The 20,349-nt window shown below is 46.5% G+C and carries 27 protein-coding genes; 22 read left to right on the top strand and 5 right to left on the bottom strand.

Annotated elements, in window-relative coordinates:
* Positions 1 to 30 precede the first annotated feature (30 nt).
* The 3 genes from F608_RS34500 to F608_RS0107205 all read left to right on the top strand — a co-directional run bounded on the left by F608_RS34500 (position 31) and on the right by F608_RS0107205 (position 1,850).
* The gene (locus tag F608_RS34500; protein WP_022664953.1) at positions 31 to 786 is read left to right on the top strand and encodes a VOC family protein; all 756 of its coding nucleotides are present in this window, start codon (positions 31 to 33) and stop codon (positions 784 to 786) included.
* A gap of 28 nt (positions 787 to 814) precedes the next feature.
* Complete coding sequence (locus F608_RS0107210; RefSeq protein ID WP_022664952.1) at positions 815 to 1,375, top strand: hypothetical protein; 561 nt, start codon at positions 815 to 817, stop codon at positions 1,373 to 1,375.
* A gap of 181 nt (positions 1,376 to 1,556) precedes the next feature.
* The gene (locus F608_RS0107205; protein ID WP_022664951.1) at positions 1,557 to 1,850 is read left to right on the top strand and encodes a DUF1330 domain-containing protein; all 294 of its coding nucleotides are present in this window, start codon (positions 1,557 to 1,559) and stop codon (positions 1,848 to 1,850) included.
* Between the two features lie 393 nt (positions 1,851 to 2,243).
* Here the strand turns inward: F608_RS0107205 and F608_RS0107200 are convergent, their stop codons facing one another.
* Together F608_RS0107200 and F608_RS31070 are read right to left on the bottom strand one after the other, a co-directional pair.
* Positions 2,244 to 3,257 carry a transglutaminase-like domain-containing protein gene (locus tag F608_RS0107200; protein WP_022664950.1) on the bottom strand — a complete coding sequence of 338 codons (1,014 nt, stop codon included), beginning with the start codon at positions 3,255 to 3,257 and terminating at the stop codon, positions 2,244 to 2,246.
* Between the two features lie 224 nt (positions 3,258 to 3,481).
* Positions 3,482 to 4,189, bottom strand: a complete 708-nt coding sequence (locus F608_RS31070) for a transposase (protein WP_208599519.1) — start codon at positions 4,187 to 4,189, stop codon at positions 3,482 to 3,484.
* A gap of 225 nt (positions 4,190 to 4,414) precedes the next feature.
* Here F608_RS31070 and F608_RS0107185 point away from each other — a divergent pair, with 225 nt between their 5' ends.
* From F608_RS0107185 to F608_RS0107100, 17 genes are all read left to right on the top strand, one after another.
* On the top strand, positions 4,415 to 4,858 hold the full coding sequence (locus tag F608_RS0107185; RefSeq protein ID WP_022664948.1) for a GNAT family N-acetyltransferase: 444 nt from the start codon (positions 4,415 to 4,417) through the stop codon (positions 4,856 to 4,858).
* Positions 4,859 to 4,922: 64 nt separating this feature from the next.
* On the top strand, positions 4,923 to 5,450 hold the full coding sequence (locus tag F608_RS0107180; protein WP_022664947.1) for a hypothetical protein: 528 nt from the start codon (positions 4,923 to 4,925) through the stop codon (positions 5,448 to 5,450).
* Between the two features lie 47 nt (positions 5,451 to 5,497).
* Positions 5,498 to 6,313: a transglycosylase domain-containing protein gene (locus tag F608_RS0107175; RefSeq protein ID WP_022664946.1), complete on the top strand. Its 816-nt coding sequence runs from the start codon at positions 5,498 to 5,500 to the stop codon at positions 6,311 to 6,313.
* Between the two features lie 22 nt (positions 6,314 to 6,335).
* Entirely contained in the window at positions 6,336 to 7,238 is a 903-nt protein-coding gene (locus F608_RS0107170) for a PhzF family isomerase (RefSeq protein ID WP_022664945.1), read from the top strand.
* 83 nt (positions 7,239 to 7,321) lie between these two features.
* Positions 7,322 to 7,804 carry a hypothetical protein gene (locus F608_RS31065; protein ID WP_022664944.1) on the top strand — a complete coding sequence of 161 codons (483 nt, stop codon included), beginning with the start codon at positions 7,322 to 7,324 and terminating at the stop codon, positions 7,802 to 7,804.
* A gap of 144 nt (positions 7,805 to 7,948) precedes the next feature.
* A complete protein-coding gene (locus F608_RS0107160) occupies positions 7,949 to 8,944 on the top strand; it encodes an aldo/keto reductase (RefSeq protein WP_022664943.1) in 996 nt (331 codons plus the stop codon).
* A gap of 143 nt (positions 8,945 to 9,087) precedes the next feature.
* Entirely contained in the window at positions 9,088 to 9,741 is a 654-nt protein-coding gene (locus F608_RS31060) for a hypothetical protein (RefSeq protein ID WP_051148507.1), read from the top strand.
* Between the two features lie 50 nt (positions 9,742 to 9,791).
* Positions 9,792 to 10,172: a cupin domain-containing protein gene (locus F608_RS0107150; protein WP_022664941.1), complete on the top strand. Its 381-nt coding sequence runs from the start codon at positions 9,792 to 9,794 to the stop codon at positions 10,170 to 10,172.
* A gap of 151 nt (positions 10,173 to 10,323) precedes the next feature.
* Complete coding sequence (locus F608_RS31055; RefSeq protein ID WP_022664940.1) at positions 10,324 to 10,614, top strand: LysE family translocator; 291 nt, start codon at positions 10,324 to 10,326, stop codon at positions 10,612 to 10,614.
* 315 nt (positions 10,615 to 10,929) lie between these two features.
* On the top strand, positions 10,930 to 11,937 hold the full coding sequence (locus F608_RS0107140; protein WP_022664939.1) for a methyltransferase: 1,008 nt from the start codon (positions 10,930 to 10,932) through the stop codon (positions 11,935 to 11,937).
* Positions 11,938 to 12,033: 96 nt separating this feature from the next.
* Complete coding sequence (locus F608_RS31050) at positions 12,034 to 12,753, top strand: class I SAM-dependent methyltransferase (protein ID WP_153307461.1); 720 nt, start codon at positions 12,034 to 12,036, stop codon at positions 12,751 to 12,753.
* A gap of 392 nt (positions 12,754 to 13,145) precedes the next feature.
* Positions 13,146 to 13,370 carry a hypothetical protein gene (locus tag F608_RS0107125; RefSeq protein ID WP_022664936.1) on the top strand — a complete coding sequence of 75 codons (225 nt, stop codon included), beginning with the start codon at positions 13,146 to 13,148 and terminating at the stop codon, positions 13,368 to 13,370.
* A 107-nt stretch (positions 13,371 to 13,477) separates the two neighbouring features.
* The gene (locus tag F608_RS0107120) at positions 13,478 to 14,047 is read left to right on the top strand and encodes a nitroreductase family protein (RefSeq protein ID WP_022664935.1); all 570 of its coding nucleotides are present in this window, start codon (positions 13,478 to 13,480) and stop codon (positions 14,045 to 14,047) included.
* Positions 14,048 to 14,193: 146 nt separating this feature from the next.
* Positions 14,194 to 14,631, top strand: a complete 438-nt coding sequence (locus F608_RS31045; protein ID WP_022664934.1) for a C-GCAxxG-C-C family protein — start codon at positions 14,194 to 14,196, stop codon at positions 14,629 to 14,631.
* A gap of 40 nt (positions 14,632 to 14,671) precedes the next feature.
* The gene (locus tag F608_RS0107110; protein WP_022664933.1) at positions 14,672 to 15,142 is read left to right on the top strand and encodes a GNAT family N-acetyltransferase; all 471 of its coding nucleotides are present in this window, start codon (positions 14,672 to 14,674) and stop codon (positions 15,140 to 15,142) included.
* A gap of 23 nt (positions 15,143 to 15,165) precedes the next feature.
* Positions 15,166 to 15,801 (top strand): HAD family hydrolase, encoded by a 636-nt coding sequence (locus F608_RS0107105; RefSeq protein ID WP_022664932.1) that lies wholly within the window; start codon positions 15,166 to 15,168, stop codon positions 15,799 to 15,801.
* Between the two features lie 16 nt (positions 15,802 to 15,817).
* The gene (locus F608_RS0107100; protein ID WP_022664931.1) at positions 15,818 to 16,372 is read left to right on the top strand and encodes a methyltransferase family protein; all 555 of its coding nucleotides are present in this window, start codon (positions 15,818 to 15,820) and stop codon (positions 16,370 to 16,372) included.
* Between the two features lie 62 nt (positions 16,373 to 16,434).
* Here F608_RS0107100 and F608_RS31040 read toward each other — a convergent pair whose 3' ends face one another.
* Both F608_RS31040 and F608_RS0107090 read right to left on the bottom strand, forming a co-directional pair.
* Positions 16,435 to 17,091 carry an HAD family hydrolase gene (locus tag F608_RS31040; RefSeq protein WP_022664930.1) on the bottom strand — a complete coding sequence of 219 codons (657 nt, stop codon included), beginning with the start codon at positions 17,089 to 17,091 and terminating at the stop codon, positions 16,435 to 16,437.
* A 34-nt stretch (positions 17,092 to 17,125) separates the two neighbouring features.
* Positions 17,126 to 17,359, bottom strand: coding sequence for a hypothetical protein (locus tag F608_RS0107090; RefSeq protein ID WP_153307460.1), 234 nt, complete (start codon positions 17,357 to 17,359; stop codon positions 17,126 to 17,128).
* Positions 17,360 to 17,847: 488 nt separating this feature from the next.
* On the opposite strand from F608_RS0107090, the gene F608_RS34495 reads away from it, so the two are divergent.
* Positions 17,848 to 18,954, top strand: a complete 1,107-nt coding sequence (locus F608_RS34495) for a GGDEF domain-containing protein (RefSeq protein WP_022664926.1) — start codon at positions 17,848 to 17,850, stop codon at positions 18,952 to 18,954.
* Here F608_RS34495 and F608_RS0107070 read toward each other — a convergent pair.
* Positions 18,907 to 19,944, bottom strand: a complete 1,038-nt coding sequence (locus tag F608_RS0107070) for a sodium/calcium exchanger membrane region (protein WP_022664925.1) — start codon at positions 19,942 to 19,944, stop codon at positions 18,907 to 18,909. The two genes, F608_RS34495 and F608_RS0107070, sit on opposite strands and share 48 nt — an antisense overlap.
* Before the next feature lie 162 nt (positions 19,945 to 20,106).
* Between F608_RS0107070 and F608_RS0107065 the strand changes: the two genes are divergently transcribed.
* Entirely contained in the window at positions 20,107 to 20,337 is a 231-nt protein-coding gene (locus F608_RS0107065) for a HypC/HybG/HupF family hydrogenase formation chaperone (RefSeq protein ID WP_022664924.1), read from the top strand.
* The last annotated feature ends 12 nt before the right edge of the window (positions 20,338 to 20,349 follow it).

Here is a 20,349-nt window from a genome sequence, read left to right as displayed (position 1 = left end):
ACCTATGCACTTTATTAAAATGAGAAAAATATGCAAACCAAAATTGATCATCTCGTTATAGGAGCGGCGACCCTCACACAGGGAGTTAACTATGTGAGAGACCATTTGGGTGTTGATATGCCCTATGGTGGTGTGCATACCAAAATGGGAACCCATAATCACCTGATGCGGATTGGAAACGATGCCTTTCTTGAAATAATTGCTATAAATCATGATATTGCACCGCCGAATCGCCCAAGATGGTTTGGTTTAGATGATCCCTTTATTCGGCAGCAGATAAAGATACAGCCGTCCTTGTTAACATGGGTCGTCAATACCCGAAATATTAAGAATCTGATGCGGCAATCAGCTTTTTCATTTGGGAAAGCAGAGTTAATCAGTCGAGGGAATTTAAGTTGGTATTTTGGGCTTCCTGATGATGGCAGACTCTTGGCCGGGGGAATGCTGCCCTATGCGATTGAATGGCAGACAGACAAGCATCCATCAGTAAATATGGCGGATCTCGGCTGTAGTTTTTACAGTTTGGAAATTTATCATTCTTATCCACGGTGGCTGCAATCTGCGCTATCGTCTGTTGGCGCATCAGATCTTGTCAAGGTAAACACTTTACCAAAAAATGAAGTCCCATATATGATAGCTTATATAAATGCGCCCAACGGAATAAAGAAACTATATAGCAGTGTTACGTTTAACAAAGCTAATTCAGCGGACGCAAAAAGCCGCACCGCTGATCAGCACCGCATTAACTTCAAAAGAATTCAAAACAGATATTTTCTGAGAAAATAACCTTAAATAAGAAAGGAAGAGGCGTGGTATGATACGAAGAATAGCATTTGTGTTTGTAGCAGTAGTGCTTTGGTCTGCTAATGGCAATACAGGCAACAACTTGGTTTTTTCTAGTTCCTCCGACACCAGGGATGCACTAAAATTTATTGGGGCCCCAGTAAGTGGGAATCCTATTCAAGGCTCCATAATAACCAGTGGGGAATACTATGACTTTTCACAAGAGTTGCTGGACATTTGGGTCAAAAAAGATTCGGCACGTTTGAAAAGTCTTCTCACTCAAAGTACCGTTGATTTGTATACCGCTGATGGTGAGGCAAATATTTTAGAGCAATGGGCAACTGGCATGACCGAACATCTTCTCAAATGCAAGCGAGAGAATCCAAAAATCTTCATTACACTGATTGATGACCTGCCGAACAATCAGATGTACATATCACAAAAGCAATGGTTTACCTATCCGGAAACACCTCCTGTCGCCTTGCTCCTCTATTCCTATGACGCTGAGAAACAGCAACTGTTAGGGCGTATGCTTTACCCTTTGAAAAAGAACGGGAAGATTCACTTACTTCTTGAAAAACCAAAAACATAAGGCATTTCACATGGCCTTTTATATCATTAAATCCTATTCTTTGAGTTGGATTTACAGAAAACACAAAAAAAATATTAAACCGCAACTACATTAGAAAAAGTTAACCAGACGCTCAACATTGACCACGGGAACAGCTCCGCGGCAAGTTAGCATACCATTCGGCATCACAATGGAGAAAAATATGTCAGTCTACATGATTATTCAATCAACAGTTAAGGATGAAGAGAAATATAATCAATATATTGACCAGGTCTCTCCAATTGTCGAAAAGTATGGCGGTTATTATCATGTTCGTGGAGAGAACATACGATCATTGGGAAGCTGGAATCCTGAAAGAGTCATAGTTATTGAGTTCCAATCTGAAGATCAAATACAGAATTGGCTAAAATCACCGGAATATACTGCCGTTGCCCCACTACGTGAAGGAGGTGCAGATGCACAGGCCATTATTGTTGAGGGGTATCAAAAAGATTAACTGCCTCGAACAAAACCTTGCACAGGATTCCCAGGATCGGCGGCCGCAGTTCTATTATGGTGTAGCGTTAACGCCTTTTTAACCACAGCTTGATTTCCCTGCTCACATTTGTAGGTGAACGTTCGTCGCAAGAGTATATGAAAATAAGAAAAGAGGGAATTTCCTTTGTCCCCGGAATTCACCATTGGGAAAAACGACTTTTGTAAAGCAATTGGAGAATATTTTAGGCAGACAGCTCAGGCCGAAAAAGCCAGGTCGAAAGAAAAATAGGTAAGGATGTCCCCGGATTACCATGTGGTTCATCTCGGTTTTGCAGGAAGCAAAAACACGGCCCGGGAATCGGATCCCGGACCGTGTTGTTCTGTCGAAACTTGAGTGGTATCTTGTCTTGGCTCAGTCCGCCTTAAAGGAAACCTTGTATTGAAAGGCGGTAGAGTCAAAGTAATCAAGCATCCTGCCGTCCACTTGGGCTGCAGGATACATGAAATAAGGCAGAGGCTTTTTGGCGCCGTTGAGACGGACGCCCCTGGAATTTTTTTCAAGCACCAGCCGGAAAAGATTGTCACCGCCCCAGAAGAAGCTCCTCCAGGCGTCTGTATCTTTATCTTTGAGTTCAAGGGTATGCACCAACATCATTTTTCTGACATCTGCCGGGTCAACCATGACCCAGCCGGTACCCGGCAGATAAAATTCCGCCCAGCAGTGGAACCCGCTTGTTACATCGCCATCTTCTGGAGAGGCCAGACGGAGACCATAAACATCTCTGGCTGGAACGCCTGCTGCCCTTGCCAATGTGACAAAAACTGCGGATAGGTCTGCACATTTGCCGCCCCCATTGTGCTGCTGAAGAGTCCTGGCAGGAAAGCCGAGTCCGCATGCTTGCACATCAGGATCCCGGAAGGTGTTTTCAACCACCCAGTCATAGATGGCCTTGGCTTTTTCGAGAGTACCCTTTTTGCCCTGGATCGCGTTCAGGGCAATTTTTTTTATTTCAGGATCATCGGCCGGGACAAACCGGGTTGCCCGCAGGTATGGTGCAATGATTTCGGGATATCCGTCATCTGACTGCTCTATCCCGGGATTGCGCCTGTCTTTCTGGCTGATGTGAAATTGCATGACGCACTGGGGCGGTTCTGGGGGGGTGCTCCAGGTGGCACGAAGATAAATCACTTCTGAAGAAGGATCCCGGTACACCGCCCTGGAATCGAAATTGCCGGTTATTCTCATATCTGAGATGGTTTGAAATTCATCGCTCACTGGGTAGGGCAGCCACAGATTCACCTGTTTTGTGTCTTGTCCGACAGCGGGGGTAATGGTAAATGTTAACTGCCCATCCGGCTGCCCTGCTTCGCAGATGCCTGTAAAAAACAGTGAGAGAACAAAAAACCATAGGATTTGTTTTTTCATGGGTTCTCCTCAAAATTAAGAAATTAAGATGCGAAATTGCGGAACCGGGTCCAATGATCCCGGTATCTTATTATTTAAAATAAGACCGGAGTTCCGGGTAATCAATTTCAAAATATGAATACGTTGGGTGAAAAGCTTCTGGAATTTCTATGTGTTTTCAAAGCCGTTAAGGCATAAAATTCAGAAAATGGCCTGAACCAGGGCCATGGGGGAAAAGTCTTCCCTCATCCTTTTTTTCTTTGGGATAGGCGGAGGCGCCGGGGAATTCCGGGGACATAATACAATTTTTTCTTAGGTCTGCCCGGTAGCCCCGGTCGAAAATTCCGTCCGGTAAACTTTTCAATAATAGAATAAAAATTACCCGGGCCAAAAGGCCGCCCGGTTCTGATTCTTTCTTCCAATATAGGTTCATTCTGATCTGTTGAGGATAAAAAGGCTTTCCAATCGGTAATTTCTGAAAACAATCGGTTTTCTCTCACTAAAGGATCATGACTTGTTTCACCGCAATGAAAGCTGGCACTGGACCATTTGTATTGCCAGGGATATTTAACAATCTTTGCTTTGACGGGATTTTGTTCAATGTAGCGCAGGGCTGTGAATAAATATTGATCGGTATAAACCGGACAGGATGAAAAACGGCCCTGAAATAAAAATCCGCGTAGGTTTTCCCTGAAATTTATCATTCTTGTATATTGCCGGTGCGCCTCGCCAACGGCTTTGGCAGGGCTGTCCTCTTTTTCAGGAACAGCAAGAAGATGAACATGGTTTGTCATCAGGCAATAGGCGAGAATGGTCAGCCTGAACCTGCCGCTTTGTTCGTTTAAAAAATTGAAATATTCGATCTTGTCTTGACCCTTGAAAAAGATATCCAGGGATCGGACACCCCTTTGAACAATATGATGAGGATAACCCGGGACTACTATTCTTTTCATCCGTGCCATGAGGGGAATTATACCCTTATTGAAAAATTATGCTATAAAACGGTATCATGTCCCCGGGATTTTTGTCCCCGGAATTTTCAACGCCATTGACAGGCTCCGCTCACGCTCCGCCTATCAATGGCGTTGGAGCCGACTCGACCAAGCGGACTTTAAATCAAAATTTCAGACCGCATTTGGTCGAGCGGCTTAACAGCGGTCATTAGCCTATAGAATAAAATGAATATTCGACAATACTCAGATACAGATTGGAAAGAAGTTGAAAAAATATATAATCTTTCCAAACCAGATGAAATGAGAGGATCTGTTAACTTACAGGCACTAATCCCTTTTAATGAAGATTCGAATGCTATAAAATTATTTCAAGATTCAGAAATAATCGTCATGGAAGAAAATGATAAGATCATTGGTTTCGCAGGTAATAAAGGGAATTATATCTCTTGGCTTTTTGTCCATCCTAATCATCGCAGGAAAAAAGTTGCAAGAGAGTTACTTAATAAAATATTGAGCACGTTGAAAGGTTCTATTGTTCTTAACGTTGCACAAAATAATACAGCTGCAAATAATTTATACGAAAGCCTTGGATTTAGGATCGAAAAGAAATTCATTGGTAATTTTAATGGTTTTGAATCAAAAGCAATGACTTTGAAATTAGAAAAATGATGGCTAACAATGCTTTTTCAGCGGATCGCAAAAAGAACGCGCCCGCTAAAAAGTGCCGTTGTAGATGAAAAAAATGAGCCAAAAAATAAAATTTCACGACTACCCTAGCTTTGAAGACAGCACAAAGGTCATGCGTCAAATAGAAAAAAAAAAATTTTTCAGTTCTTCGGGAATTGTGTCTATTTTGCTCGTTGTAGCTATCGGCGTAACCATCTCATCTATCAGTGGCAATATTGTTTTTTTTATATTTATGCTTTTCTTTCTAAGCGCAATAATGATCTTTGGTGCATGGTTTATCCGTAAATCAAACGCCAATGCTCAGAGAAAGAGTTATGATGCAAATTGCATAAAACGACATGGAATTTTTTCGAACGACAATATTGTTTTAGATTTTGAAAAGACCAAAACAGAGCTTGATTGGACATTCTTTGACAAAGCCATAGTAGGTGAGAAAGCCATAGCAATTGTAAAGGATACTGATTTTCTTGGATTTGCAGACTATATGTTTGATTCTGAAAACGATTGGTTAGAGGCAAAAGAACTGATTAATAAAAAATATGTACAACAAATCGCTGGAAAGGATGCGCCATAACTGGCGCATCTCTCAGCTCAGGCGTTCGGCAGTTGAAGGGTAAACCAATGAAGAAGTTTCTTAAATATACCGGAAAATTTTTATTGTTATTTTTTATTGGAGTCTCCGCTTACTATGCATATTCCATTCATGAGGCCCGAGAGTATACACAAAGAGTAGTCTCTCCAGACTTCGAAAAGGCTCAATGGCGGCATCCAAGTGGTACTTTAAAGAAATTTGAAATGTTCAATAATGATTTAAGCAAAAAACAAAGGGAAATACTGTTAAAAGTACAGGACCCTAAATTTTATGCCCATAATGGCATAGACCTTTCTACACCGGGAGCCGGGTTAACGACAATCACACAAGCCATCGTAAAAAAGTTGTATTTTGATAATTTTAAATCAGGTGTGGCGAAAATCAAACAAACCCTGATCGAACGCTTCGTTGTAAACGATATGATACTAAAAGACGATCAACTAACCATTTTTGTTAATACAATGTATTTTGGAAACGTTAATGGCAGGCCAATAGTCGGTCTTGAATCCGCAGCAAACGCCTACTATGGTCAATCAGCGATCAAATTGACAGAAGAGCAGTATATTTCGCTAATCGCAATGATTGTTATGCCTAAAACTTTTCATATTATTGACCACCCTGAGTGGAATAAAGATCGTACAAATCGAATTAAGGCATTGATCTCTGGCAAATACAAACCAAAAGGCCTTATGGATCAGTTCTATGGTAAATTGCCTCAGGAAGTAATTGACAATGGTTTACCTAAAGCATCCTATTTTGATGATGCATTAAAACCCGCTGATAAGAAATCAAATCTGTCGAACAAGGCTAATGCAGCCGACGCAAAAAGCCGCGCGGCTGATTAGCGGCGTGCGGAAAGTATAGAAAATGAAAAAATATATAATTTATCAAATTGATTCTTTTACACAGTCAAAATTTAAAGGAAATCCTGCAGGCGTGGTCGTAAATGCTGACGGTTTATCTGAGAATCAAATGCAAAAGATTGCAAGAGAACTAAATAATTCAGAAACTGCATTCTTATTCTCACCGGATGATAATAGTTGTGATGCTCGAATAAGGTTTTTCACTCCCACTACAGAAGTTCCCACCTGTGGGCATGCGACAATTGCAGCTATGCATGCAAAGGCACTGGAAGAAAATCTAGAATCGTGTGTCATACAAACCAAAACAAAAATCGGCGTTCTCCCCTTTGAAATTATTCGGTCCAATGACAGAATTAAAATTTGGATGACTCAAGGAGATATCGAGTTTGAACCTCCTTTACCAATTGATATTCAACAACAAATAGTAAATCATTTAGGGTTGTCATTTGAGGACTTGGATAAAAAATGCCCAATTCAAATCGTATCAACTGGTCATTCCAAGGTTATGGTAGGCATATCTGGCAGGGATACACTGAACAAACTTAATCCAAGCATGGATGGGTTAAAGAAGGTAAGTGAAATTATAAAATGTAATGGCTTTTTCGTATATACTCTCAACTCCCATGATTCATCAATTTTAAGCTATGGTAGAATGTTTGCCCCCGCAATTGGAATAAACGAGGACCCTGTAACAGGAAATGCCAATGGCCCCCTTGGAGCATATCTTGTAAAAAATAAACTTGTAAAGGGAGGGGGTGAGTCGTTCTCATTCTTAGGAGCACAGGGTGAAGCAATCGAGAGGCAGGGTGTTGTCGAGGTTTTAGTCTCAATACAAAATGATGAACCCAAACGGGTAAAAATCGCTGGTGAAGCAGTTGTTATATTTAGAACTACCATAGAGATATAAAAATCACATAACCAATCACCGGCGCCGACCCAAAAGCCCAGGCGGCAAAATTCAACCGTTAAACAACAAACCCGAAGGAAATCATGAATAACAGACATCTATTGTGGATTCCGTGCTTTTTAATCGTCTTGGTTTTCAATTTGGCATTTGCTGCGATCCCTGACAAAAAGGAAGAACAGCTTTCCACCGGTGTTTTCGGAATCATTGTACAAGATCAACAGGGCAAGGAAAAATTCCAGCCCACCAATACGGTCCCATTCATAGAAGGCCAGTCTTATGGATGGATCATTAAACTTAGCCCGGAATTCACCAAAGTAAAATGGAAAGAAGTCTTTGAGTTGCCGGCAAGCCCCGATACGTGGGGGGCTGGAGAGGCAAGCGGAGGGAATAAAATATCCGAAGATAGAAAGGTTTCCATTATAGAAAAAGAGGTTGCCGTTGAAGATGGCTATATTCAGAACTTTTGGAGTGTGGCGCCGGGTGACCCCCTTGGTGACTATGTTATTCGGGTTTATATTAATGATTTGCTGTTGGAAACCTTTCATTTCAGGGTGATTGGAGAATAGAAATGCCTGACAAGGCAAATCGGCTCGACCGGCAGGAAGCACCGCTCCTTCTCCGCTCTGATTTTTGCTGCGGTTGATGTAAGGCTTCAGGCGGCAAACAGGAGACAAGGGCTCCGGTTTAGGCAAAAGGATAAAGGAGGCGTTATGTTATCACGGAATCTTGGGCAATCAGGGATTTCAGTATCGGCCATTGGCCTTGGGTGTATGGGGCTTTCCGAATTTTACGGAGAATCCATGCAGGAGTCGGAGGCCATCCATCTACTCCACCGGGCTGTAGATCTGGGTATCACTCATTTTGATACTGCGGAAATCTACGGTCAAGGGCAGAATGAGCAGCTTCTGGGTAAGGCCTTTGCCGGACGTTGGGATCAAATTGTGCTGGCGACCAAGTTCGGTCCCCAGCGGGACCCGGCCACGGGGGCCTTTCTGGGGGTGGACGGCTCCCCGGCCAATGTCCGGAGCTCTTTCGAAAAGAGTCTTAAGCGTATGGGTGCCGAAAAAATTGACCTGTATTATCTCCACCGTGTGGCTCCGGCCACGCAGATCGAGGACACAATGGGTGAGCTGGAAAAGCTGGTTCAAGAGGGCAAGATCGGGGCGGTTGGTTTGTCAGAGGCTTCAGCCAAGACGATTAAGCGGGCATATGCGGTTCATCCCATTGCCGCCCTTCAGACCGAGTACTCGATATTCAGCCGTGATATTGAGCAGGACATACTTCCCGCCTGTGTGGAGCTTGGCATCAGCCTGGTGGCCTACTCACCTCTGGGAAGGGGAATGCTCACCGGCCGCTACTCCTCAACCAGTGATCGGCCCACCGGCGAGTCTGATTTCCGGGCCCAGATGCAGCCCCGGTTTCAGCCGGAAAATATGGAGTCCAACCTCAAACTGGTGGAGGCGATCAAGGAGATAGCCGCCCAAAAGGGATGCGCGGCAGCACAGGTTTCTTTGGCCTGGGTGCTGGACCAGGGGGATCATGTTCTAGCCATTCCCGGCACGACCAAACTTGCCAATCTCCAGACCAATCTGGGGGCACTTGATTGTCGTCTCACAGAGGAGGACAAAGCCATCCTCAATGAACTGGCCGATCAGGTGCTCGGGGAGAGATATCCCCCTGAAGGGATGGCCGGGGTCAATCAATAAGACTAGTGGGAGCTGCCTCCGGGCTGCTTTTAAAGAGAAAGAATTATCTGACAAGCGGCTGCACATGGATGCCGACCTCTGCACGGCACGACGAGGTTGCCGTCTGTGAGCCCTGAAGTTGGATGTCAGAAAGAGGGAGAAAAATGAATCATACATTGGGAATTATAGCGGCAATTCTTGTTCTTGCGGTATTGTCCGCATGTTCGACATACACTGGGGATAACCTATTGAAATTCCCCGAGCAAAGGAGCTCCTACGATCAGAGCAAAATCATTTCAAAGGCCAAGAGGGGTGTGTCAGACATACTTGATCGTTTTGGCGTTCCAGAGGAAAGGAAAACTGTTTTCGACAAAATTACTCCGAAGGAGATCATTCACGACAGCGAACCCCTCACAATGACCCGTGTCGACCACCAGCTTGTGGTTGCCGGGGCAAGTACCAATATTTCATTTGCAACAGATTCGATCATTATTTCAACCGGGATCCTGCATATCTCACACAGCAGCAATAACATTATTGTATGCGGCAGCGACGTATATATCAGCCATGACGGAAGCATGGGCAAGGGAAGCCTTGTCATATCGAAAGGGAAGTCCAAAATCAGTCATGCCGGGAATACCTTGATATATGCGATAAACGGCGTGGTAATATCACATGCACATAATGTAAAGGCATTCAATACCCGCGAGAGGAAAACATCCTGGGGGCATATCAACAATATCATTGTAGCGCCGCTGTTCCAGGAAGAAACAGCACCCGGCAAATCACCCCGGCCAACCGGCTCCGCCGGCGGCTAAATTTTACAATAGGGTATAAATTTAAAAAAAAATCTGAAAGGAAACCGGTTATGAGTGATGAAAAATACCCATACGTAAATCACATGAACATACTTCATGATCCCTTGGAACTCATCGATATTGAGTCATTGGTAAAGAAGTGTACTGACAAATGGTACAACCAAACGCTGTGTCAGGTAAATGAATCGGTGGTGCGGCTCGGAATAATGGAAGGGGAGTATCATTGGCACAAGCATGACAACGAGGATGAGTTTTTTTTCACCCTTAGCGGAAAGCTGCTCCTTGATATAGAAGGGAAGGAATCAATTGAACTGAACCCCCATCAGGGGTATGTGGTTCCTAAAGGGGTTGTTCATAAAACAAGGGCTCCGGAAAAAACCATAGTCTTAATGATAGAAACAGCAGGTATCATTCCAACAGGGGAAGCATAACGACGCTAGTTCAGCCGACGCAAAAACCCGAGCAGAGGAATAGCATCATTATACGTTTAAAGATGAAGCTAATTTTCATCACAAAAAGGATTTTATAAGTATTTTTGATTATTCTCTTGCTCATTGGGCAACCTTTTTTACGGCGGCTATTTTGTTAAATCTGTCTCCAGGACCGGACATGGCTTTCATCCTCGGGCAACCAGCCAAAAGAGGGGTGCGGTCCGGTTTTTCAGCCATGTTTGGTATTTGGTCAGGTGCATTCTTTCATGTCATTTTTGCGGCTCTTGGTTTATCTGCTGTTCTGGCCACCTCTGCAATGGCGTTTTCCATCGTTAAATGGATCGGGGCTGCCTATCCTATCTGGCTCGGGATCCAGGCCCTGCGCTCGAAAGGAGCCCATATGTCGGTCAATGGCCAGGAAGCCCCTGAATCTGGATCATAAATATGTTGACATTCAATTGATGCATATATAAGATCAGCCTGTTTATTCCGTCACACAATAATATCATTTCCCCCTCCCTGTTTTCCCGTAGTTCTACAAACCACGCCGTGTTTTATTCATGAGATCATCTCCCTTTCTGATTCATAATCCCTGAAATAATATTTGTGGAAAATTTTTATTGTTGCGATTCCAGCAGACAGGCAATTTCAAAATTATATTACCCAAAGCCGAGTTATGAAGTGCTATACGAATGTTTTGGGAAGATTATGGACATCTGTATATTTTACTGAATTCTTTCAAAAAAAGGAGATAAAAATGAAGCCGACCGAGTTATCAGCACCTGCACAGTTAATGAAATTTATCGTGGGAAGGTGGATAAGCAAACCGATTTACGTTGCAGCGGAGCTGGGGATCGCGGATATACTGGCCGAAGGCCCCAAAGATATTGAAGAAATGGCTCAAGTAAGCCGGTCCCATGCCCCTTCTCTTTATAGGATGATGAGAGCCCTGGCAAGTGTCGGCATTTTTTCTGAAACAGATGGCAGGCGGTTTGAACTTACACCTATGGCTGGATATTTGAAAACAGATGCAATGAGATCTATCGCCATTTTGTTTAACTCTGACTGGAGTGACAAATCGTGGGGATACTTTATGGATAGCATCAAAACAGGGGAAACGGCATTTGAAAAAGCCCATGGGAAGCCCCTTATGGACTGGCTTGGAGAAAATCCCCAGGCCGCACAAGTCTTTAGCGAAGCCAATGCCGTAAAAGCGGCCAACTCACACCGTGCAATTGTGGATGTCTATGATTTTTCAGGTATCCATAGGCTGACAGATGTTGGCGGGGGACTCGGAACTTTGATGGCTGAGATTCTGACTGCAAATCCTTTGCTTAAGGGGGTTGTGGCAGATACTTTTTTTGTAATTCAGGAAACCCAAAAAATGATCCAAACCCGGGGAATTGAAGATCGCTGTCAGGCATTAGAATGTGATTTTTTCAAAGAAATCCCGGCAGGAAGTGATGCATATCTGATGTCACATGTCCTTCATGACTGGTCGGATGAGCAGTGCCGGATAATCCTGGCAAATTGTCATCGAGCCATGAAAACAGAATCAAGGCTTTTGATTGTAGAGATGATTGTTCCTCCTGGAAATGAACCCTCCATTGCCAAGCTCTTGGATCTTGAAATGCTTGTCACCACAGGTGGGCGTGAACGCACAGAAAAAGAATTTCAAACATTGCTGGAATCATCAGGGTTTACGTTTTCCCGGACCATAGCCACAAAAGAAAATATTTTTATAATTGAAGGGCTTCGGGCATAAGCTGAATTGAGCAGGTTGATAGGATAATTTTCATGATCATTAAGAATAGCCGGGCTGAACATTTGATTCATACTCATATAGTCAGTTGACATAAAAATGATGACCAATACAGAAGACGCAATGATCGATTACTATGCCCGGCGTGCTGCCGAGTATGAACGAATTTATGCCAGGCCTGAGCGTCAAGCGGACTTGCAGGTTCTCGCTCAGTTTTTGAGCCGTGCTTTTTCCGGGCTTCAGGTGTTGGAGCTTGCCTGCGGCACCGGGTATTGGACCCAATTCATCGCCAGAACAGCGGCGGCTATTCTATCCACGGATTACAATCCAGAAGTCCTTGCTCTTGCAAAGCCCAAGGATTTTGGGAATTGCCGGGTGGAGTTTACCAGGGCAGATGCCTATTCACTCGAGAATACAGCCGGCGGCCATTGGGCCGGATTCCACGGTTTCTGGTGGTCCCATGTGCCCGTGGCCAGAAGAAGTCAATTCCTTTCAGTATTTCATTCCCGGCTCTCCCCGGGCGCCAAAGTCGTGATGATTGACAATGTCTGTGTGGAGGGAAGCAGCACGCCCGTTTTAAGACGGGATCCCGAAGGCAATACTTATCAGCTCCGGAGACTGGATGACGGCTCTGGGCACGAAGTCTTAAAGAACTTCCCCTCGGATTCGGATCTGCATGCATCCCTGTCCGGCTGCGCAACCGATATTAAAGTGAGGCGTCTTCCGTATTTCTGGATCACCGAGTACAAAACTGCCGGGATGCCGGACAATAGCATCAATACGGACGGGAATGCCGCCGGGCTTCTTTCCCGCCAATGATGGCGGGCATCCGGTTTTATAGCTGTTCTCAAAATACCATTCCGATTCATGCCGGGAGGAGCAACGATTTTGCGCTCATTCTCGAAAATCATCCATGATTTTCTCCGAGGAGGGCTCCCTTCTCCAGCGGCGTCCCGCCGCCCGAAGGAATCCAATCCTCGAAAATCTTGGCTCCTCCCTGGGTCCGGGCTCAGTCCAAATCTAAAGTAAAAATAAAGGAACATACTTTTGAGAACCGCTATAATTCATTATCCCCCAAACGGGTGATGTTTTGCACCAAAATCCAAGCTAACTAATATTTTTGACAAAGGGTATAAAAAAATAATAATGGAAAGACGGTTTATGGATAATGGGCCTGACCGATACCGGCCGTGCCCGAACCAGGGGGAAATATGATACGGGAAGAAGTGGATTTTTTGGGCTGCGGATTCAACAAGGCAAAGTATGCCGGAAAGATGAAATACTGCATTGAGCATGGGCTTGACTTTGGTATCTATAGATTGGGACCCAGACGGATCAAGAAGATGATCCAGCGCAACTACGGGATCGAACTGGATATTGAAGGCAAAGATCTGCATACGATCACCAGAGAAGCACAGGCCATTGAATATCAATAATGAAAAGGCAAGATTGTAAAGCGGACGGACAGGGCTTTCCGGTGACGGGGGTTTCACCGCCCCCCTCTTGTTTCAATTATAGGATTCACAGAGAATTAAATTGAAAAATGGACGTACAAAAAGCAATTTCAGAAAGAAGAAGTCATCGGCAGTACATGGATCAGAATATCTCCCCAAAAGATATGAAGGAGATATTGGAGGCGGGGGTGCTGGCTCCTTCTCCCAAGAACCGGCAGCCATGGTATTTCATCTCCTGCGGTAAACGCAATAAAAGCCGGATTCTTGATTTATTAAAAACAAAGATGGAAGAGATGACTCTTCAATCAGAAAATATCGGGAGTCTTCCCATCAGTACGAAATCGATTGAACAGGGCTCTGAACTGCTTTTGGTCTATAATCAATATTCAAACAAAGAGCCTGATTACAACAAAAACCGGTGGAAAGCCGACATCCTGTCCATTGGGGCCTGTATTCAGAACATGCTTCTGACCGCCCATGCCAAAAAAGTTCAGACCCTGTGGATATGTGATATATTGTTTGCCGAGGCAGAGATCAGTGCGCTTTTGGGGAGTAAGGATGAATTGGTTGCCGGTGTTGTGTTTGGGATCGGGGCACGAAAAGAAATTGCCAAAAGACCAAGAATGGAATTGGACAGCAAATTAAAACAGACCGATTAAAATGGGATTCCCGGATCCAAACCGCCTGCAGCGGATTATCCACGGTTCACCCCCTTGTATAAATCCTGTTATACCGATAAAAATAAATGGTATTGGATAGGTTCAAATAAAAAAAGATCCGGTTCTTCATCGGGGAGGTGGAAATCTTGAAGAAAAGCTCTGTTGTTGCCGTAGATATGTTTTTAAAGGGATATAACTGCGCCCAGTCTGTCCTTTACGCGTTCAGTGAAGAATTGGGCCTGTCAAAAGAGACGGCCCTGAAAATTTCTTGTGGATTTGGTGCCGGTATGGGCCGTAGACAAAAGACCTGTGGCGCTCTGACCGGTGGGATTTTGGTTCTGGGCATGAGGCATGGCAGGGGGGTGAACGATGGGAAAGAGGCAATGGAAACAACCTATGCCAAAACCCAGGAACTCATGGATCAGTTTAAGGCAAAACACGGCAGCTGCATTTGCCGGGATCTGCTTAAGGGGTGTGATCTGACTACGGAAGAGGGACAAGGTATTTTCAGGGAAAACGATTATCTGACAAAGATCTGTAAAACCTGTGTACAGAGTGTTGTCGAAATCCTTGGGCAGATCTGATGATCCCCCGGAGGTTTTCAGGTAGAAACAGGAGAGAAGAATGATCAGGGAAAAAGGACCCGGGGATCTGGGATGGATCATATCCGAACATGGATCTGTTTACGCCGGGGAGTTTGGTTTTGATTCCGGTTTTGAAGTGGATATCGCCCAAAAAGCGGTTGCTCTATGCCAAAAGGATGAAGACTTCACAAAAATCTGGATCAAGGAGATCAATGGGCGGAATGCCGGGTCAATCGCCATATCTGAAAAGAAAAAAGGCATTGCATTTATCAATTTTCTCCTTGTATCAGAAGAGTTCAGGGGCAGGGGGATTGCCGGGGAACTCATGGCCCGTGCCATGGACCATGCCGGACGCAACGGATATAAAAAGCTGAGGCTGGAGACTTACTCCTGCCTGAAAACCGCCAGAAAAATCTATGCAGACCTCGGGTTTCACATATCAGAGCCCCTGGAGGAAATGGAAAAATACGGCCGGAAATTTGATCGGGAATTCTGGGAACTGGAACTATAAATCTGATGGAGTTGGAATAAAAGATGAATATTCTGTTTGATCTGGACGGCACCCTGACAGATCCCTTCACGGGCATCTCCCGGTGTATCTCATATGCATTGGAAACCCTGGGGCGGAAGTCTCCGTCCCCCAAAGACCTGGCCTGGTGCATCGGCCCTCCCTTGCGGGACAGCTTCATCGAACTGCTGGGACCGGATAAGGCCCTGGCCGAGAAGGCCCTGACGCTTTACCGGGAAAGATTCACCCGGACAGGGATGTTTGAGAACAGTGTATATGAAGGCATCCCTCAAGCTCTCCGGGATCTGGAAAAAAGGGGGCATACCCTTTTTGTGGCCACCTCCAAACCCTGGGTTTATGCAGAAAAGATCATCCGCCATTTCGAGCTTCATCCCTTTTTCAAAACCATCTACGGCTGTGAACTGGACGGGACAAGGGGGGACAAGACCTCTTTGATCTCCCATGTGCTCAAGGAGGAATCCCTTTCTGCCTCTTCCACGGTCATGGTCGGGGATACGGCATATGATATGGAAGGAGCGGAAAACAACGGGATATCCGGGATCGGGGTGTTGTGGGGATACGGCAGCCGGCAGGACCTGGAAGCGGCAGGAGCCGGTTATTGCATCGGCTTCCCCCGGGATCTGGCCATGGCAATTCATTGACCCGGGACAGAAGCCGATGATTCAATCAAGACAAAAATCGGGTATCCTCCGGCATGCAGCCGGGTATTTTATCGGCATAGGTCTGTTTTTAATATTGATCCCCCTGGGGATAGTCTCCCTGGCCTCAAGTGAATACAGGATCTTTTCCATCCCGATCCTTCCCTATTTGCCTGCCCGGGTGATCCTGTCGGCTCTTTTCTTCATCCCGGGGGCCGTCTTTGTCCTCTGGTCCAATCTTTTCCTTTTTTCCAGGGGAAAGGGAGGACCCACGGATATCGCAGGGCTTTCCATCAGCCCCCGGACAAAAAAACTGGTGATGGAGGGACCCTATCGATATACGAGGAATCCCATGGTATTCGGGGTGCATTCCATCTATGCGGCTCTCTCCCTATACCTCAATTCACTGGGCTGTCTGCTGGTGTTGATCCTCTTTTTTCTTACCGTGGTCAGACTTGTCGTTCTCAAGGAAGAAAAACGGCTTGAAAAAGATTTCGGATCAGAGTATGCGGCATACAGGAAGAAAACCCCCATGTTCTTTCCCCGGCTTTTCAACATCGGCAAAAAAGGATGAACTCCCTCTGAGTACGGAATCTGCCTGATTGATCCGGGGGGACTCTTGTTAACCCGACTCCCTTACCCGGCAAAGATCGTCTCCATGGCAGATGAAAGATCCCGGCAGTCGGGCAGGGTCAGGGTGCCTTCAGGAAAGTCCACTTCCCCCTGGATCCCGATAAAGTGAAGGCCGGTTTCCAGGGCCGCATGATAATCGGTCAAGGCATCTCCGATGAAGATGCACTCCCCGGGGTCTAAACGGTACTTCTCGAGCAGCATCCGGATATGATCGGGTTTCCCCACGGGGGATCCGAGAATTTCATCAAAATAAAGGGCCATCTCTCTTTTTTGAAGGACATGCTTGAGCTCGGGCTCCGGGGTGCCGGAAATGACAAAGATCTTGATATCCTTTGGGCACGAATCCAGAAATTCCCTTGCCCCCTTTATCCAGGGAGCCTTTATCACCTTTTCAACCACAAGCTCGGAGTACTGCCCGGCCCAAAGGCCGAGCTCTTTTTTTGTTAAGGGTTTCCCGATGATCTGATCATGGGCGTATCTGATCTTTTCCACCCGGCTGATACCGCCGTTGCGACGGTGGTGGCGGACGATTTCATCGATAATTCCCCCATTGTAATCCTTGAACAATGAGATAAATCCCTGGGTTTTGGTAAGGGCGGAATCCACGAGTACTCCGTCAAAATCAAAAAATAAGGCCTGGGGTCGGGCTTTTTCTATCATATTACTCCATCATCAATATCGATTTTCCTGGGGTTTACCGGGGGAACCATATCCTGTTTTCCCAGCCGGGTAAAGCCGATTGGGCAGAGGCCTCACTTTCCTTGAGGTGATCTTCCGCCTTTGAAAGGTTTTGCTCCCTTTCCCTGAGCAGTTTTTGGGAAATCTTCACCTGGGAGGTCTTTTCCTTCACCATGCCGGCCACCTGGTCCCTGTAGCATTTCAATTCCAGCTGGGATTTTATCCTTGCCAGGGTAACCAAGGGGTTCACCGGCTTTATAATCCACTCGTTTTTCTCGTGGTCGCCGTTGGGCTCATTGGGAGGGTTAAAATAGACGTATTTCCCATTCTGAATATCTGAACAGACCGAGGAGATCAATTTGAGCTGGTTCAGGAAGAGCCATCTCAGCCCCAGGAGGACCGGCTTTACAGGGTCAGAATGATCCAGATCACCGGGCTCAGGCTCAAGGCTCCCTGGAAGCCCCGATCAAGGAACAGGGGAGTCTCCATCAGGAAAAAGGGGGATAACGGCCATGGGCAGGAGCATATAGAGCGATGTGATCAGTCTGAATTTTGGATGTGACAACATGAAAAATTACTTAAATCAAATAAAAAAATATCCAGGACAAACCCGGGCATGCTTGAACAAGGAAATTTTTTCCTTTGTCTGGCTGAATCTGATATAGAGAAATATCAGGGAATCCAAATGGCCGGCCGGGCCCCGGATAAATATGAATTGTAAAGAGCAGGACAAAGGACATGGATAAGATAGAAACCGATGCAAAGCATGTGCTGAACCAGCTGGGGGAACTCAGCTCCTTCCTGGCCTCGGCCGAGGTGACCCGGGATATTGACCGGTGTTTTGAAAAACCGATTCAGATCATGCAGAAGACCATGTCCTTTGATGTGAGCGTCCTCTACAAGGTGACCAATGCCGTGGAAGAGGCCCTGCTTCTCAAGATCGTCCAGGTGTCTGATCCCGATCATCTGAGAAAAGACCTTTATCCGGGCAGGCGTTTCCAGCTGGACCTGAAGAATCCCCACCCCAGGTTTGTCAACGAGGTGAAAGCCTTTCAGACCCGGAAGGTCTCCTGCATCAACGTGCCCGGTGACGGATGCGATATCATGGGGTTTGTCTACCTGCCCGAAACATTCGGGGGCGGGTATCTTTTCGGGGGGGATTTCTGCGGCAAGGAGTCCCGGGTCAAGGATTATGAGGCCAGTGTCTGCGAGATTATCTGCAATTACCTGAGCACCATCCTCATCAAGAGCCAGTTTGAGGAACTGGCCATCAATGACAGCCTGACCGGATTGTTCAATTCAAGGAAGATCAAGGAGGAGGCCCAGAGGATTTGCAACCGGTTCAGGAGAAAATCAGGAACAAGGGCCGCGGCGGTCCTCTGCGACATCGACCATTTCAAGAAAATAAACGATACCTGGGGCCATCTCCAGGGGGATGTGATTCTACGGGAAGTGGGCGACCTGCTCAAGTCCTCCATGAGGGAGAACTTTGATGTGGCCGGAAGGTACGGGGGGGAGGAGTTCCTCATGCTTTTTGAGGCTTCGGATATGGATACGGCTTTTTCCATTGTGGAGAGGATCCGGGAAAAGATCGCCGATCACAGGTTCACTGCCATTGACCCAGCCGGTCTCCCGGACAAGGACCGGCACATTTCAATAACGGTTTCCATGGGGATTGCGGAAAACCGGGCCATCCCGGAGGCCTTGACCCGGGAGGAGTGGATCAGCCGGGCAGATCGGGCCCTTTACCGATCCAAGGAGACCGGAAGGAACCGGACCACGGTCTGGGCCGGGGAGCTAGAAATGAAATCCCCGGAAGATGAACATCATGTACCCGATGCTTAGGCCAGCGCCTGCCAGACTGGGAAGCCGGCCGAACAGGGCTGTGAAAAAAAGATGGATCATTCCCGCCCCGGCAATGGCCATGATGCCGGGAAGAAAAACAGGGGGCAGGACAATGGGGCTGAACATGGCATAGAGCCCGATGCAGAGCGGGATACAGATATGGCTGTCCCCGATCTGGGATGAATAGGCAATGTCCGGCCTGCCCGAGGCGGAATAGTACAGGGCAAGCACCCCGTTGGGCACCACCATTAAAAGACCGCTCAAGATCCCTATATACTTCATGGACAGGATCCCTTTCCCGTTCACGGCCACCCATTCCACCAGGCCCTCAATACTATGGAGGGTGGCCCAGGCGCAGAGTCCGGCCAGACCCAGGTCAAACAGCACGCTCATCCGGAAGGACTGGCTTTTTCTGAGGTTGTTTTTCTTGACTTCAAATACATGGATGATCTGCCAGAATCCGAACAGGCCGCAGAGCATGATCCCGTCCGAGAAATCAAGGCGCCCGTCCCTGGCAAGGGTCCAGGCAGCCCCGGTGAAGAAGAGCAGGGCGGTCAGACTCAGCAGCAGGGAGATGTATCCGATTCTCTCCTCCGGGTCATTGGTCTTTTGTTTCAAATTAAGCCCCCGGAACAGGGCCGGGATTCCCAGGATCAGGGTCAGGTTGGTCAAATTGTTCACGATGCAGTTTTCAATGACCAGGCCCCCGCCGTTTCCGGACCGCCCCATGACAAAGGCAAAGGCCAGGTTGGCAAAGCCCGAGCAGTAGGGCATGACCAGGGTCCCCACCATGGTGCCTTGAAATCCTTTTTTCTCCACGGCATTGAGCCGCCAGATCATGACCATGGAGGAGAGGAAAAAGAGCAGGAGCATCTGAACCGGTCCCGGAAAGGTGATGAACCGGACGGCCGGTTCAAAGAACGGGACGGCCGTCACCGCATCTGCCCCGGCATGGTAAAGCCCGAGAATTTTTGTAAAAACTTCCTTCATAACGGGCCTGGTTTTATCATACTCCCGCGGAAAAGTTCAAATGCAAGATTGCTGATCCCGGAAATCAGCATTTTATATTTAAAGATTGCCCAATCATTATCTTGTGTTATACTAAAGCCTTGTTGCAGATTAAATCGTGAAATTTAACGGGAAAGAAAGCTTATGTGTTTGGCCGTACCCTCAAAGATAATTGAAATTAACGATACCATTGCCAGGGTGGACGTGGACGGCGTGGTCCGGGAGACCAGTCTCATGCTCATGGAAGATGCAAAGATCGGAGATTATGTGATCGTCCATGCCGGATTTGCCATCTCCAAGGTGGATGAGGAAGCTGCCCTCCAGACCCTTGAGGATATGCGCAATATCCTGGCAGCCGATTCCGGGGAGAATTGATCTGCCTTGGGG

The organism is Desulfospira joergensenii DSM 10085 (assembly GCF_000420085.1).
GTDB classification, from domain to species: domain Bacteria; phylum Desulfobacterota; class Desulfobacteria; order Desulfobacterales; family Desulfobacteraceae; genus Desulfospira; species Desulfospira joergensenii.
The sequence above is the reverse complement of the archived record's forward strand: the minus strand, read 5'-3'. Positions and strand labels throughout refer to the sequence as shown.

Excerpts from the sequence above, each read along its gene's own strand:
- F608_RS0107100 (WP_022664931.1), top strand. The coding sequence starts at position 15,818 with ATGATTCAATCAAGACAAAAATCGGGTATCCTCCGGCATGCAGCCGGG.
- F608_RS0107180 (WP_022664947.1), top strand. The coding sequence starts at position 4,923 with ATGAAAAAAATGAGCCAAAAAATAAAATTTCACGACTACCCTAGCTTT.
- F608_RS0107140 (WP_022664939.1), top strand. The coding sequence starts at position 10,930 with ATGAAGCCGACCGAGTTATCAGCACCTGCACAGTTAATGAAATTTATC.
- F608_RS34495 (WP_022664926.1), top strand. The coding sequence starts at position 17,848 with ATGGATAAGATAGAAACCGATGCAAAGCATGTGCTGAACCAGCTGGGG.
- F608_RS0107110 (WP_022664933.1), top strand. The coding sequence starts at position 14,672 with ATGATCAGGGAAAAAGGACCCGGGGATCTGGGATGGATCATATCCGAA.
- F608_RS0107070 (WP_022664925.1), bottom strand. The coding sequence starts at position 19,944 with ATGAAGGAAGTTTTTACAAAAATTCTCGGGCTTTACCATGCCGGGGCA.
- F608_RS31070 (WP_208599519.1), bottom strand. The coding sequence starts at position 4,189 with ATGAAAAGAATAGTAGTCCCGGGTTATCCTCATCATATTGTTCAAAGG.
- F608_RS31065 (WP_022664944.1), top strand. The coding sequence starts at position 7,322 with ATGAATAACAGACATCTATTGTGGATTCCGTGCTTTTTAATCGTCTTG.
- F608_RS0107125 (WP_022664936.1), top strand. The coding sequence starts at position 13,146 with ATGATACGGGAAGAAGTGGATTTTTTGGGCTGCGGATTCAACAAGGCA.
- F608_RS0107170 (WP_022664945.1), top strand. The coding sequence starts at position 6,336 with ATGAAAAAATATATAATTTATCAAATTGATTCTTTTACACAGTCAAAA.
- F608_RS0107160 (WP_022664943.1), top strand. The coding sequence starts at position 7,949 with ATGTTATCACGGAATCTTGGGCAATCAGGGATTTCAGTATCGGCCATT.
- F608_RS34500 (WP_022664953.1), top strand. The coding sequence starts at position 31 with ATGCAAACCAAAATTGATCATCTCGTTATAGGAGCGGCGACCCTCACA.
- F608_RS0107200 (WP_022664950.1), bottom strand. The coding sequence starts at position 3,257 with ATGAAAAAACAAATCCTATGGTTTTTTGTTCTCTCACTGTTTTTTACA.
- F608_RS0107205 (WP_022664951.1), top strand. The coding sequence starts at position 1,557 with ATGTCAGTCTACATGATTATTCAATCAACAGTTAAGGATGAAGAGAAA.
- F608_RS31040 (WP_022664930.1), bottom strand. The coding sequence starts at position 17,091 with ATGATAGAAAAAGCCCGACCCCAGGCCTTATTTTTTGATTTTGACGGA.
- F608_RS0107065 (WP_022664924.1), top strand. The coding sequence starts at position 20,107 with ATGTGTTTGGCCGTACCCTCAAAGATAATTGAAATTAACGATACCATT.
- F608_RS0107210 (WP_022664952.1), top strand. The coding sequence starts at position 815 with ATGATACGAAGAATAGCATTTGTGTTTGTAGCAGTAGTGCTTTGGTCT.
- F608_RS31060 (WP_051148507.1), top strand. The coding sequence starts at position 9,088 with ATGAATCATACATTGGGAATTATAGCGGCAATTCTTGTTCTTGCGGTA.
- F608_RS0107175 (WP_022664946.1), top strand. The coding sequence starts at position 5,498 with ATGAAGAAGTTTCTTAAATATACCGGAAAATTTTTATTGTTATTTTTT.
- F608_RS0107150 (WP_022664941.1), top strand. The coding sequence starts at position 9,792 with ATGAGTGATGAAAAATACCCATACGTAAATCACATGAACATACTTCAT.
- F608_RS0107105 (WP_022664932.1), top strand. The coding sequence starts at position 15,166 with ATGAATATTCTGTTTGATCTGGACGGCACCCTGACAGATCCCTTCACG.
- F608_RS0107185 (WP_022664948.1), top strand. The coding sequence starts at position 4,415 with ATGAATATTCGACAATACTCAGATACAGATTGGAAAGAAGTTGAAAAA.
- F608_RS31050 (WP_153307461.1), top strand. The coding sequence starts at position 12,034 with ATGATGACCAATACAGAAGACGCAATGATCGATTACTATGCCCGGCGT.
- F608_RS0107120 (WP_022664935.1), top strand. The coding sequence starts at position 13,478 with ATGGACGTACAAAAAGCAATTTCAGAAAGAAGAAGTCATCGGCAGTAC.